Raw genomic sequence first — 14,853 nt, forward strand, 5'->3', positions numbered from 1 at the left:
CTTTTCACATGCTCCGATGGTGTAGTCAGGCCAAGCATTCCGGCCTTTCGAGCCGATGACTCGGGTTCAAATCCCGGTCGGAGCACATTCTGAAGTTATTTCATTTATCCTTTCTTTTGTTTGCTGGCTTAGGCTAGGTACAGCAGTGTGTAAACGTTTTAAATATATTTAAATATAAAAGTATACTTCACTTTTATCAAGTTTACTTAAGTGAATATAAATGGTATTTAAACTTAATAAAAGCTCAGGCACACTTAAAAGCAATGTGCACAAATTTGCAGACCTGTCAGCACTGTCCACATCCAGTGTCGCCCCAGCCTTCAGCATTGCCGCTTCCTATGGGGTCATCGCACTTTATCTTGGCTTTTATTCTTTAATGGCAATCATCCTGACCTTTCCCGTGTGGCTGGGAGCAGCCATAATATTCAGAAAATTCAACAGGCTGTATCCAAATGCCGGCGCTTCATATCACTGGGGGAGCAGGATTGTTTCAAGAAGATACGGCACAATGCAGGCCTGGATCATTACCCTTGCATACTTCTTTTCTATTCCACCTATTGTTATACCTGCAGGGGAATACACCGCGGCCCTTCTCTATAATACAGGCATTATAAATTATTCGGCATACAGCAGCCCGGCCGTTATTTTTATAATAGGCAGCATGTGGATAGGCATTACGCTGCTGGCATCCATTCTGGGTGCAAGGCCAACAGCACGGCTAACAGAAATATTCCTTATTATTGAACTTTCTATAATTGCCATGTTCATAGTAATAGCCGTTTATTTCCTTCCGGGGCATACTGTAAATAATATATCCTATAGCTGGTTTTTCGGGTTTAATAAACTTTTTAATGATCCTTACAGATTCATGATAGCATTTCCGGTGATTGCAACAATAATGGATGGCTGGGAAATTGACTCATATGCATCAGAGGAATCCTTCAACAGGGAGAAATGGCCTGGCACTACAGGCATACTAGGCCTGATTGCAGTGTTCTGTATTTATCTTATAACCATGACATTAATGGATATTGAAACGCCCATGAGCATGCTCTCTGCAAGTCTGGACCCACTGGCAACGTGGTCAGGGTATATAATACCACATTACTCCTTTATAATGGATATAGCGGTCATAGCATCCACTGCCAGTTCATTATGGCTCACAACATATATCCTGAGCAGGGCCTGGTATGCAATGTCAAGGGAAAGGCTTCTTCCACGGCAGTTCGGATATCTCAATAAAACAAGGCAGAGTCCCTATGCAAATCTCCTCATGATTGGGGTGGCAGCCGAATCTATAAATGCCGTGATGCTCTTTATGCCGTCAATAGAAAGCTTCTTCGCAGAGCTACTGTCCATATCAGGCATATTCCTGATGATGGAATTTGGTGTGGATGCATTTACAGGAATATACCTGTATACACACAAATCTAAAATGCATATGAAACTATTTTACCTGGGGTTATCAATCTTTTCCTTTGCTGGATTCGGGTTAATGATCCTCTTCGGTCTTGTGACAAATACTGAGTTTCTTTTACTGACGGCAATATTAATAATTCCAGGAATTATGTTGCTGTACAGGGACAAAAAATATAATGGAAATTATGTTTAAAAATTTTTATTTGTTTTCATCCTTCTGATTACTGTTCTCATGCTTAACTGCAGTTGGCTTTGATGGTTTCCTTATGTAGTAATAGTACAGGACTCCTGCCAGTATAACTGCCGCAATAGCTATACCCACATATGCTCCGGCATAATCTGTGTGTATCGGAACGGCATTTGTGTCTGCAAGGGTTCCTGTGAATGTAGAGGATGCTGCAGTATATGTTTCATTTGCTGAGGTAGTTCCACTGGACACTGAAAAGGAATAATCGTTGATACTGTATGCAAGTATAAGGTCTGTTGAAGGATTTGCGTATATGCTTCCTGTAATATTGCAATATGATGCTGCAGTTTTAGACGTTGCCTTTGTGGTGATTATATGTTCATCTATCACAAACTCCACCGCCTTTACTGCACCGAACGGTGCCTTATAATATGGCATACCTACTGCTTTTGTGTAATTTACAGTATAGGGTCTTGGTGTAAAAGAATAAACACCATTTTCCCCGTTTAGATACATAGTAACATTTTTAGATGTATTGCCTACATATACAGGAACGGCGTATTTTGCATTATTTATTGGCATATCTGTAAAGGCTGTTGTTCCTGTACTTGTGGGTACTGTTATATTAACAGCTGTACTGTTGGAAGCACTTATAGTAACGTTGTAATAAGACGTGGTTGGCGTGGTTGTAGTATTATCTGTTGTTGTAGCTGTCATTCCATTAATTACTGAATATGACTGGCAGTATGTATATCCTGAAGTAGTGAACATGTAATTCATGGAAGATCCTGCAGCCAGATAGGAAGGTGTGGAAGGAGTTGCCGCCGCTGAAACAGGAATTCCTATCATTATAGCCGCCACAAAAATAGCTGTTAAAATCAAAATGCTTTTTTTATTAATCTTTATCACCAAAAGTTCAACCGCATATTATACTTAAATTTTTTCTTTTACCGGTATTTATATATGTATAATTATTCAAATCAATAAAGTTTTTAGATGCATACCATTATTTCCATATGACATATTTTTATCATAGTCTGGACTACCTAAAGCCTACGATAAACTGCAGATTATATAAGAAAAATAATATCTTTCCGGCATTTGACAAAAAATGGGCCTGGCCGGATTTGAACCGGCGATTTCTTCCGTGTGAGGGAAGCGTCATAACCACTGGACCACAAGCCCCTTGCATCCATATGGTATTTTAGTTATTAATTTTTTAGGGTTTAATGGGTAGTGGCGTAAATGTCAGAACAAACATGACAAGTGCAAAGACTGCTATTCCCACATCAAACTTTGATATTTTTTCATAGTCATTCAATGCAGGCGGATGGACCATTCCCATGAATATCACAAACAGTGCAAGGAAAAACCAACCTATGTAATGGAATGCAATGGTAAGGTATAGCAAAAATCCTATGAATATATAACCTATTATGTATGATTTTGGTCCTAGTATCCCCCTTGCAATATGGCCACCATCCAGCTGCCCAGCCGGTATGAGATTCATCGCAGTGGCGAACATTCCAACCCACACAGCAAATACCATGGGAAATACCGGAACATTTGATGGTTCTACAATGCCGAAAATATGGTATATTTCAGGATAGTTAAGCACAAATGGTATATAATTTCCTATGGGCTTGAATATGTGCTCGAAATACTGTGCCAGAAACATTAGTGGAACAGCTGCAACAAATCCAGCTATGGGGCCTGCTGCACCTATCTCTGCCATAGCCCTCCTGGTGGGAACAGGATCACGTAATGATACAAATGCCCCGAATGTGCCTATAAGATAGGGAAAAGGTATGAAAAACGGAAGTGATGCATTCACGCTGTATTTTCTCGCAACTATATAATGGGCAGTTTCATGTATTCCAAGGATAAACATAAGCGGCAGCGAAAAGAATATAAATCCATAGAGCAGTTTGTATTCCTCGGCAAAGGGGCCAGGATGCACAAAGCTGCTTGCATATATTGAACCAACGTATATTGTTGATGCCAGGGTAAGTACCAGCATTACCAGATTAACCCTGTTGCTTCTATAGGATGATTTTGGCCTTATGCCCACCTCTACATAATGTTCCGTATCCAGAACAAGAAATGGGATATAACCCTCAGGAACAAGGACTTTCCGGAGATCATCAAACTGCTGGTTTATATCCGGGTTGTCACTGTCAAAAAAGAGGAATTTTATGCTTGCAGGATTGGCTATAACTTCATATGTGTTAATTTTGGATTTTACGGTTTCAATGACCCCCTTCATATTCTCGTTTTCAATCTTTACACTCTGAAGCATAACAACACCTATATTCCCTGTAACCTAAATACTGGTAGCAATAACTCATAATGTAGCACTGCTTTTAAACTTTTATGGTGCATCCTAAATTTACGGTTTTTATTTTTGAGGTATTTCTGTTTTATGGAAAGATTTATTTTTGAATGAATTATATTGATTTCAAATGGATACCTTCTCAGAGTTTATGAACTATCTTGATAAAAATAAGGATTCTATACGCAGGGACCTTAAACTGGATGAAACATCTGACATATATAAATTCTACAGAAATTTATTCGAATCCAGCTACCATAAATTTGAACCCAGTGACCCGGGGAAGATTGACGTTGCAGCAACCGATAGTTCCCAGTTCCTCAGGATGCTGTATAACGGGAAAAATATTATATTGATCAGGGCTTACACCCTTTACCGGAATACAATAACATCTGACTTCATTGCAGATATAGTTGCCGTTGACCCTGTGGACCAGAGGAATTTTACCATTCTCCTCATGGAACATTCTGAACATAAATCCATACTGAAATTCATGGAAGAAAATTCACCTGAGTATATATTCATTGACGGGTCTCTGAAAGGCAGGCTCTCCCACAGGATAGACCCGCTTCCCATTGAGGGTTATGAAAATTTCATGTACGAATATGTAAAAACCCTTAAAGAAATGATCAAAAGAGCACTTGATAAAAATATTACATTAATATTCATGGCAAAAAGCAGCTATACTGACTGTTTCAAGAAATACCTTCTGGGAACCGCAAGAAAGGACCCGGAAACATTAAAGGTCATAGAAAAGGAATCTGGGACATACAGAAATGACCATTATCTAATAAAGTCATTTGCCATGGATAAAGGATATACACAGCCTGTTATGTACCGCAGGAGCCTGGAGGGCACTGATATAAGTTATGTATCACTTGATGTCCTGCCAGACCCGGAAGACCTGCCTTTAAAAGTCCAGGTCATATCCAGGGATTTCCTCAGGGAAGTCCTTGATGCAAGGGCATATAATATGGATGAAAAGATAATAAATTTGATATTTTATGGATATACGGGCTACAAGGTTTATAATCTGTGGCTGGTTGATGTGGATAAGAAGGTAAAATTCAGGTCGGTTGAAATGGAGCGCATATATATGCGCGCATTGGAGCGGAAACTGGGCATAACATTCTATGAAACCAGGGGTGAAAGACGTGCAAGAATCAGGGCTTAAAATAGGTTATACAATAGGTGAAAATACATCTGGGAAATTCCAGTTTGTCATATCGGATGAAAGCAATATAAAGAAATGGGAATATGTTTATCTTATGATTAAGGGCGAAATCGTAATAGGCAGAATAGAGGAGGTCGTATCCAAGAGTGAGCTGATGAATGAAAATATGGACTACCAGAGTATTGACAGGTATTCAAGCAACGGGCTCAACGATTTTGTGAATATATGCATTTCTACCACTCTTGGAAAGATTAAAGATGGATTTCTCACGCAGTCCAGGGAAATAGTCAGGCCAGGGATGCCTGTTTACCCTGCTGGTGATGACATACTACAGCAAATATTCTCATTTGATCCTGAGGAGGCCCTTGACATAGGCAGCCTTCCTGACAATAATGTAAAAGTATCCCTGAATGTCAACGGCCTCAGAAGGCATCTTGCCATACTGGCACAGACAGGCGCCGGAAAGAGCCATACAGCATCAGTAATTATGGAGGAGCTGCTGAAAAAGGGTGCATCAATAATAGTCCTTGACCCTCATGCCGATTATGTATTCATGAAAAAGGGTGTTAATGGGGAGATATACTCTGATGGCATAAGCGTTTTCAGGACACCGCTGAGCACAGGCCGTTACACAAATGATGATGTGGGTATTGTAAATAATTTTACAATAAGGTTCAGTGACCTGGCACCGGAGGATGTAAAGGGAATAATGGATATAAAGGAAGGGTATACAAATTTAAATTCAATAGTTGATGATATCTACAAGAGAATGAAGGGAAGAAAGGATCTTGCAGACTTCCTGCAGACCGCAGAGTCGCTTCCGCAGGAGGACTACAGAAAAATACGGGGCAGGCTGGCGTTCCTGAATAAAATAAAGGATATATTCCAGGATTATACAACCGGTATAACCGATTACCTTGGACCAGGAAAAATGTCTGTTATGGATCTGTCTGGAATGGATCAATTTCTGGCAAATTATTTTTCATACAGGGTTTTGAGCTCAATTTACGATGTAAAGCTTTCATCAGAATTCAAATATCCCGTATTTGTATTCATAGAGGAGGCCCATAATTTTGTGCCTCCAAGAAATAACAGCAATATTGCCCGGATGATAAAAAAGATAGCTGGCGAGGGCAGAAAATTCGGGATATTCCTGGTAGTTATAACCCAGCGCCCTGGAAAGATAGACGCTGATGTACTGAGCCAGTGCAATTCACAGATTATCCTCCGTGTTACCAATCCATCTGACCAGAATGCCATACTTGAGAGCAGTGAGAATATAACAGGATATCTCATGGCTGACCTCCCTTCACTGGATACAGGAGAGGCCATAATAGTGGGTGAAATAGTGAAGATGCCTGCCATAGTAAAAATAAGGGACAGGGAAACAAGGGCAGGAGGTTCAGATATTGATGTCATTGGGCTTCTAAGGGAGGCCAGGGAGGAGGTAAGGAAGAGAAATGACCCCTCTGAAGTCCGGAAAAAAACCAGGGACCTGCTGGGTGAATTCTGATGGCAAGGTTTCTACATCTATCAGATACACATCTGGGATACAGGCAGTACATGATGGACCTGCGTGAGGAAGATTTCTATGAGTCATTCAACGAGGCCATAGATACTGGCCTGGAGGAAAATGTTGATTTTTTTGTCCATACAGGAGATCTATTTGATACCTGGTCTCCATCAAACAGGGCCATGAACGAATTCAAAAAAGCAATGATAAAACTGTATAAGAAAAACAAGGTAATGTATCTTATAATGGGTGACCATGACCGCCCTAAAAGAACAGATGAGGTTGCATCCAGGATATTTGATTTTCTCGGTGTGAAACTCCTCGGCACAGAGGGCCTCCAGAATACTGTCATAAACTATGGAGGAGAGGATATACTTTTATCAGGAATATCCAATATGAAAGGTTTGAGAAAAAATGGCCTGATTGAGCAGTACAGGAAGGCAGACGTTGAGGCCAGGCCCTATAAAAACTCAATTCTAATGTCACACCAGGGGGTTTCACCATATCTCATAGCAGAGGCCTGCGAGGTGGATTCAAAGGATTTGCCTGTAAATTATAAATATCTGGCTTTCGGGCATGTGCATGATTCTCATCTGGTAACAGACAGGTATCCTGTGTTTTCTTATGCAGGGTCAACGGACCTGAACAGCACAAATGAGGTGAAGAACTTCGTAAAAAATGGAAAATCCGTAAATCTTGTTGAAATCCACAATGGTACTGTGGAGGCCCAGAGGATAAGGCTGAAATCAACAAGATATCAGGATACAGTATCATCTGATTACGGAAACTATATGCAGGATATAGATAAAATCATGTCAAGGGAAAGGACAAACAGAAAGGACCCCCTCATTTCTGTAACAATACATGGAGATGCAAACCGTGAAGAGGTTAAAATGAAAATAAATGCATTGAGGGATGTAATAATCCGTGGCCCGGTATTTGAGAAAGAGGTTAAAACCGTTGAGGCCAGGCCCAATATGTCAAAACTTCAGGACTATTTTATGGCATATTTCCATGATGCCAATATGGCAATTCTTGCCGAAAACATATTCAATTCTATAAAAAATGAAGACAGTGAAACATCATACCGGCTCATAAGGGAGATAATGAAGGTGGAATAATGATCATAGAATCGCTAAAAATAGTAAATTTTCTTTCACATGAGGATACGGAAATAAATTTCGAGCCCGGCATTAATATTATAACAGGAAAAAATGGAGCTGGAAAAACAGGTGTTCTGGACGCAATCAAGTTCGCACTTTTTGCGGAATCCAGGAATAATGAAAAAAACAACGAGCTCATAAAGAAGGGCAAAAACTACTTTGAAATAACACTTAATTTCAACATAAATGGTGAACATTACGAGGTTTACCGCCATTTCGGTGTGAAAAAGGCAAAGAATGCCGAGAGGCTCGCATATGTTAAAAGAGATGGCACCATGGTGGCTGAAACATATGAGGGGGTTAATGCGGAAATAACAAAAATCCTCAATGTCTCAAAGGAGGTTTTCAAAAATTCTGTATTTGTGGAGCAGGGGCAGATGGATTCACTGATAACCGGGACCCCAAAGGAGAGAAAAACTATATTTTCTGATATCATAGGTCTAACATCACTTTCAAAAAGTGCAGAAAAAATAAGGGATATTATAGCAAATTTTAGGGATCAGGCATTAACCCTTCAGGGAGCAAATGACCGCATAAAGGATCTCAATTCAGAAATAAAGGATCTGGAATCACAAAAATCTGATGCCCTTCAGGCTCTTGCTGTGGCTGAAAGGAAAACAGAGGACCTGGCTGCCGATCTGGAAAAAATAAAAAACATGGTAAGGGAAAGAGATGAGATATTATCCAGAATAAAAAACCTGGAATCAAATATATACAGCTACAGGGATGAAATAAACATCCGCAAGGGAAAAATAAAAGGCATGGAATCGGATCTTCTCCAGCTGAAATCGAAACTTGATAGGCTGAATGCCCTGGAATCCAATCCTTATTACATTAAAAGGGATGCCATAAATAAATATTTTATAAAAAAAACTGGCATTTCAAACCTTGAAAAGGATATAAGAAGACTTGAAACATCAAATGAGGAATATAATAATTATTCCAGAAAGATAGAGGAGCTTGCCGGTCGGCATATGGAATATTCTGAACTTAAGAGGAAATATAACGAAAATAATGGGCAGATAATAAAATACAGGGAAAGCCATGAAAGATACAGCAACCTTGTGGGAATTGTAAAATCCCTCAGAGCCCGTATAGATTCGGAAAATGCCTTTGTCCAAAAATTTCTGGAAACAGGCGGAATGCGTTTGGAAGAACTTGCAGATTCTGCCAGCAGGAGGGAGAAAATCAACCAGGAGATAATCAGTAAAAAAACAAGGATTTCTGAAATCAAATCCACTGTTGTAAGCTATAACAGCATGCTGGGAGAAATCAGGGAAAACGAAGAGACACTGAGGGGAAAAAGTAAATGCCCCCTATGCGGCACAGAACTTACAGAGGACCACATGGCAGAAATTTCAGAGGAATACAGGGAAAGGGAGGAAAAAATCCTTGCCAGCATTGATAGCCTCAAGGTGGAAAAACAGAAGATCGATTCGGAGATTGCCCAAATGGAAAACATGTACCGGCAGCTGAACAGCCACGAGGTTGCCACTGCCGTTTCATACCTGTCAGATATCAAGTCAACTGAAAATGAACTTTCCAGGCTGGAGTCAGAACTGGGAAGCAACTACAGTGGGCATAAACTGTTCATGGATAAATCAGCTGAAAATGATGCAATATCAAAGAAACTAGAAGAATATCAGAAATATGAGGATGATTATGTTAAATATTCAAATATAATTTCTGGGATCAATATTACTGAATTGATCAGGGAGTTAGGTGAATCAAGGGATATGCTTATGGAGGCCCGCAGGGATGCCGCCAGCCTTCTTGGGGAAATAGGATTTGAACCGGATCCCTCAGAATATGAAAAAATAGAATCCATTTCAAAGGAGATTGAAAACATGCGATCAGATGTGGAGAGGGCCAGAAACCTTAAGGCTTCAGTCAAATCCATTAATGATGAAATAGAGGAAAGGAACAGATCAATAATTGACGTAGAAAAAAAACTTTCTGATGCCAGGGAGCAACTGAATACATATAAGGATGTTGATACAGAACTAAGAAATGCAGAAAATACACATTCTGATTCAATAAAGGAACAGACGAAGTTCAGTACCCTTGTGGAAACATACAGTGAACGTATAAACGAGGATAAAAATACCATAGGCAAACTTCAGGGGGATGCAGGGAGGTACAGCAAGCTTATGGACACCATCTCAACCCTGAATAAAATCAGGGAGTCATTTGACTACAATGGAATACAGTCCATGATAAGGAAGGATGCATCAGCATCCATGACAAACCTAACCAGAAAATACCTGCAATCATTCAACCTCGATTTTGACGATATAGGAATTGATGAGAATTTTGACATAAAGGTAACACAGAATTCCATGGAACAGACACTTGAATCACTCAGCGGCGGTGAAAAAACCGCACTTGCAATTGCGTTGCGCCTATCAGTAACGGAATATGTTCTTGACCGGATAAGTACAATCATAATGGACGAACCCACAAATTTCCTGGATGAGGACAGAAGGAATAATCTGAAGGATATTATACTTTATTCACTGAAGGGTGATAACATAGTGCCACAGATGATAATGATAACGCATCACAGTGAACTGATATCAGTTGCGGACTCATCTTATGAAATGGTAAAACACAATGGCACTACACGTGTAATTTCATCATAATTACTTTTCACCATTCTCATAAAATTCATCGCATGGCAGGGTTAATGCAGGGAGCATCTTATAAATGCATGATTTTTCATACAAAACACCAAACACTAAAATATCCCTGTAGTATTATAAAGAACAATGATTAATATTGATTATTCCGATGAGGTATACAGGCCTGCAGAGGATACCTACCTCTTAATAGATCATGTAAAATGCGGAAAAAAAGTTCTGGAGATGGGAGCTGGAACAGGAATAATCTCCATAAATCTTGCACTCCAGGGACATACAGTGACGGCAGTGGACATATCCCATGATGCCGTTGAACTGATAAACCATAATGCACGTATCAATAACGTTAGCATTGAAGTAATCGAATCGGACCTTTTCCAGAATGTCCACGGAAAATACGATACCCTGATATTCAATCCCCCCTACCTCCCGGTGGAAAACGAAAGCCCGCAGTGGGCCGGGGGCAGTGATGGGTTTGCGGTTACTGGCAGGTTCCTTGCATCTGCAGATAAATACCTGAATAGATGCGGGAACATTTATATTATACTATCTGACCTTACAGATATAGAATCATTTATAAGGAAAAATAAAAATTACCTATTTACAGAAATTGCGTCAGAGAGTTTTGATTTTGAAACTATCAGGTTGTATGAGCTAATAGTGAGAAAATGACAATACAGGAAAGAATAAAGGAAATAGAGGACGAAATTAAAAAAACCCAGAAAAATAAGGCCACGGAAAAACACATAGGCCTTCTCAAGGCACGGATGTCCAAGCTGGAGCTTGAGGAGGAATCGCATAAGAAGTCAGGGGGCTATGGTTTTTCCGTTTCAAAAAGTGGAGATGCAACAATGGCACTGGTAGGGTACCCAAATGTGGGCAAGAGCTCTCTACTTAATGCACTTACAAATAAAAAAAGCACCGTTGGGAACTTTGAATTCACCACCCTTACTGTTATTCCGGGGACATTGAATTATAATGGGGCACAGATACAGATACTTGATCTTCCAGGTATTATAGACAATGCTGCACTTGGGGCAGGGCGTGGCAGGGAGATAATTAGCACAATACGTAACGTAGACCTTATAGTAATGGTAACTGACATACAGCTCAAGGGACTCGATCGTATAGTTGCAGAACTCTATAAAGCCGGGATAGTCTTGAACAGGAAGCGTAAGGATATATCGTTCAAAAGAACAAATTACGGTGGCCTGAGGATACATAAGCCCAGAAATGTGGACATAGATAACAATGATATAAGGGATATAGCCAAGGAATTCAAGATTGTCAACGGAGATATATATATCAGGGAAAGCATAGATATTGATGATCTCATAGATTTTTTCAAGGGCAATATAGTTTATATAAAATCTTTCATGGTTGTAAATAAAATAGACATGCCACATGATGAGGAACAGCTGAAAAAACACCTAAAAAATTTTGGCAATTATATAGAGGTTTCAGCGGAAACTGGATATAATCTGGAAAATATGAAGAATATGATTTATAAATCACTGGATATGGTCCGTGTTTATATGAGAAATAAGGCGGGCGAGGTAGATTATGAAAGGCCATTAATACTGAGCGAGGGCGCCACGGTCAGGGACGTCTGCAGGAAGATCAGCCGGGAAATGATCTCCACCTTCAGGTACGCAATCATAACCGGGCCATCAAGGAGAATAGAAGCCAGGGTTGGGCTCGATTATAAAGTGAATGATGAGGATGTAGTAACACTGATAAGCAAGTATTGAAGTTAAAATATAGCAGAATACATCCTTTACTTTTTGAAAAATTAAAAATAAATCAGAAATAGATTTAATTTTAAAATAAAAATAATAATTTATTTAGGGACTTCCTGTTTACTCTTTTCTATTTTTTCAGGATTGAATGATATCTTACCGCTGTTATATACAAAAGCATACATTATCATCAGCAGTACAAATAGAATTCCACCTATTATGCTTAGCCAGAAATTTGCAGCCTGCATTGAATTTGGTGAGGCAAAGGCATTTATCGAATAAGCATTCCCTGCAATTCTTGTTATGGGGAGCTCCAGGAACAGCACGGAAATTGTAACAGCAACAAACCAGAATGGTTTATATGATGCCAGATTTGTTGTAGACTTAGCCATGTAAAGCAGTGGTACTGCAAGGGTTATTATAACAGGCAGTATCATATAGTATCCTATAGACTTTGCTCCTGCCAGTGTTGCCACAACATTCCATGCATTTACATTGAGGAATAGCCCGAATATTATGGTAAGCAGTGGAACCCAGCTTGTTCTCTTTGCAAGCCTGTAAAATACCTGTGACATTCCGTATGCTATAAATAATGTGCCGAACAGGAATTCCCAGTATACAGCAGAATAAACAGGAGAGGTAAGGAGCGCAGTGTAATCCACATATGACTTTGACAGGTTTACAGTATTCAGATGGAGCAGTGGTGGGAGCGATGGTATTGCTGTAGATACACTATTTCCTACCAGAAGTGCTGCAACAGCTGTGACAAACCCGATTACCATAAGGAAAGTTGCACCTGAGTAAAACATCATCAATGGCCTGCTGTCAACCTTTTTCCATATGAATTCTGCATATATTATGGCAACATTCCTCAGTATTAATAAAGCAACAAAGGTTCCTATTACCGGTATAAACAGGTATGAGGCTATTGGTGTAAGCCCGGAGTATATCAGCTCAAGTTCCACCACAAAGAATACAATCATTGTGCCGGTTATCTCCCATATGGGCACTATATGCTTTAGTACAACTGTTTTATGCTTTTCATAGTTGCTGAATATCGGAAACACTGCTATGAATTCAGAAAATAGGAATGTTACCATTGCGGCAATTACTATTTTCAGAAACACTCCATCTGCATTAAGATAAGAAAAAGACATTTATCTCGCCCCCACATTTACACTGTTTATATCCTGACCCGAACTATTAATATTTAGATCCTTTTCAGCCTTTCTAAGTTCATCATCCACATTTGCCAGGTTCAGTACCTTGGCATTGAAATAGAATGTGAAAGGTATTATTATCAGATAGAATAGAATTATCACTATCCCCAGATACCAAACGATTGTGGACGTGGATGCAGCCTCTGCTATGGTCATCACACCATAATGCCCTGCTATTATTGGCTGCCCTGCTGAATTGTATGGCATCAGTATTATATAAGGGACCCTTCCAACTTCTGCGGTATACCATCCATCTTCCATGGTGAACATTCCAAGGAAACCCATGCCTATGAAGCCGTAGAGAACCCATTTCATGTTGAATATATCTTTTTTCATCAGCCTCAGCACAAGAACAATAAACCAGAACAATCCCATTAGCAACCCGAAACCTACCATGAGATCCAGTGTGTCATGTATAACAGATGGCGCCCATGTATAGGATGGGTATGAGGAAAGCCCCGGTATGTATCCGGCATTGCCCTTTGTGAGAGGATATGCTAACAGGGACTGTATTCCGGCCAGTGGAATGAAATCTACAGATTTTCCGTTCACAATAAATCCAAATATATGCTCGGGAGCACCGGACATTACGGGATGCATATTTAGTTCAAGCATTGCATATTTCAGTGGCTCTACCACTAAGAGAGTTGAGAGTTCGATAGAACCGCTTATACCTATAAGAATTATGTCTACAATTCCGATCGCAGAAAGTATCTTCATTGCGGACCTGTCGATTTTTTTCTCTTCCTGATTCCTTGATTTCAAATATTTGTATGCAAAATAGGCTAAAAGTGCCATTGATCCTGCGAAGTACATTGCCATGAACATATGGAATAACTCCGGGCCTGTTGATGGCTCATCAAAGACCTTCAATGGATTTACACCGGTTATAACAGCACCCCCTGAACTGATATATTTTGCTATGTTGAATGACCCTGTGGGTGTATTCATCCATGCATTTACATTGGTAATCAACCAGGCCGAAGCACCTGTGCCAAATAAAACTCCCCAGGATACAAGCCAGTGGTTCCACCTGTTTTTGAAGTTGTCCCAGAAGTATACATAAACCATAAGTGTTATTGATTCAACCAGGAAGGCAAAAACCTCGGCATAGAAACTCAGCATTGCAACAGCCCCTACAAGCCTCATGAATACAGGCCAGAACAGCATCAATTCAACCGCCATGAAAACTCCTGATGCAGTCCCTATGGCGAAATTGATTACCAGGGCTATGCTCAATTTATGGGCAAGAGCCTCATAGTATTTGTTCTTCCTTTTCAGTGCTATATATTCTGCGATAGTTATTAAAAGCGCCATTGCCAGCGTGATTCCTACTATGATGATATGCGCTGAAATCGTATATGCGAACATTGCACTGTCCCAGACTGGATATGATATTCCCATCTTAATCGAATATAACATTTTAAAATGGTATTTATTACATTTACCTTACATGTTAGGTACCCT

The 14,853-nt window shown here is 39.9% G+C and carries 11 protein-coding genes and 2 tRNA genes; 8 read left to right on the top strand and 5 right to left on the bottom strand.

All coding sequences use genetic code 11. From position 1 onward, the window contains the following. Positions 1-10 precede the first annotated feature (10 nt). Positions 11-85, top strand: a tRNA-Glu gene (locus RE471_RS02525). 135 nt (positions 86-220) lie between these two features. Then, positions 221-1,612, top strand: a complete 1,392-nt coding sequence (locus tag RE471_RS02530; protein WP_309215207.1) for an APC family permease — start codon at positions 221-223, stop codon at positions 1,610-1,612. Positions 1,613-1,618: 6 nt separating this feature from the next. On the opposite strand, the gene RE471_RS02535 is transcribed toward RE471_RS02530, so the two are convergent. From RE471_RS02535 to RE471_RS02545, 3 genes are all read right to left on the bottom strand, one after another. Then, positions 1,619-2,515 (bottom strand): hypothetical protein, encoded by an 897-nt coding sequence (locus RE471_RS02535; RefSeq protein ID WP_309215208.1) that lies wholly within the window; start codon positions 2,513-2,515, stop codon positions 1,619-1,621. A 203-nt stretch (positions 2,516-2,718) separates the two neighbouring features. After that, a tRNA-Val gene (locus tag RE471_RS02540) sits at positions 2,719-2,791 on the bottom strand. 34 nt (positions 2,792-2,825) lie between these two features. Then, the gene (locus RE471_RS02545; RefSeq protein ID WP_309215209.1) at positions 2,826-3,905 is read right to left on the bottom strand and encodes a site-2 protease family protein; all 1,080 of its coding nucleotides are present in this window, start codon (positions 3,903-3,905) and stop codon (positions 2,826-2,828) included. Between the two features lie 163 nt (positions 3,906-4,068). On the opposite strand from RE471_RS02545, the gene RE471_RS02550 reads away from it, so the two are divergent. The 6 genes from RE471_RS02550 to RE471_RS02575 all read left to right on the top strand — a co-directional run bounded on the left by RE471_RS02550 (position 4,069) and on the right by RE471_RS02575 (position 12,178). Beyond that, complete coding sequence (locus RE471_RS02550; RefSeq protein WP_309215210.1) at positions 4,069-5,112, top strand: DNA double-strand break repair nuclease NurA; 1,044 nt, start codon at positions 4,069-4,071, stop codon at positions 5,110-5,112. Further along, a complete protein-coding gene (locus RE471_RS02555) occupies positions 5,093-6,625 on the top strand; it encodes an ATP-binding protein (RefSeq protein WP_309215211.1) in 1,533 nt (510 codons plus the stop codon). The genes RE471_RS02550 and RE471_RS02555 overlap by 20 nt, the downstream gene beginning before the upstream one ends. Continuing rightward, positions 6,625-7,746: an exonuclease SbcCD subunit D gene (locus RE471_RS02560; protein WP_309215212.1), complete on the top strand. Its 1,122-nt coding sequence runs from the start codon at positions 6,625-6,627 to the stop codon at positions 7,744-7,746. Before RE471_RS02555 ends, RE471_RS02560 begins: the two co-directional genes overlap by 1 nt. Further along, entirely contained in the window at positions 7,746-10,430 is a 2,685-nt protein-coding gene (locus tag RE471_RS02565; protein WP_309215213.1) for an AAA family ATPase, read from the top strand. The genes RE471_RS02560 and RE471_RS02565 overlap by 1 nt, the downstream gene beginning before the upstream one ends. Positions 10,431-10,556: 126 nt before the next feature. Further along, on the top strand, positions 10,557-11,099 hold the full coding sequence (locus RE471_RS02570; protein ID WP_309215214.1) for a HemK2/MTQ2 family protein methyltransferase: 543 nt from the start codon (positions 10,557-10,559) through the stop codon (positions 11,097-11,099). Beyond that, positions 11,096-12,178, top strand: coding sequence for a GTP-binding protein (locus tag RE471_RS02575; RefSeq protein WP_309215215.1), 1,083 nt, complete (start codon positions 11,096-11,098; stop codon positions 12,176-12,178). Before RE471_RS02570 ends, RE471_RS02575 begins: the two co-directional genes overlap by 4 nt. Before the next feature lie 89 nt (positions 12,179-12,267). Here RE471_RS02575 and RE471_RS02580 read toward each other — a convergent pair whose 3' ends face one another. Both RE471_RS02580 and RE471_RS02585 read right to left on the bottom strand, forming a co-directional pair. Continuing rightward, on the bottom strand, positions 12,268-13,323 hold the full coding sequence (locus RE471_RS02580; RefSeq protein ID WP_309215217.1) for a hypothetical protein: 1,056 nt from the start codon (positions 13,321-13,323) through the stop codon (positions 12,268-12,270). Next, positions 13,324-14,790, bottom strand: coding sequence for a cytochrome ubiquinol oxidase subunit I (locus RE471_RS02585; RefSeq protein WP_309215218.1), 1,467 nt, complete (start codon positions 14,788-14,790; stop codon positions 13,324-13,326). Positions 14,791-14,853 lie beyond the last annotated feature (63 nt).

This window comes from Ferroplasma sp., assembly GCF_031200575.1.
GTDB lineage: Archaea > Thermoplasmatota > Thermoplasmata > Thermoplasmatales > Thermoplasmataceae > Ferroplasma.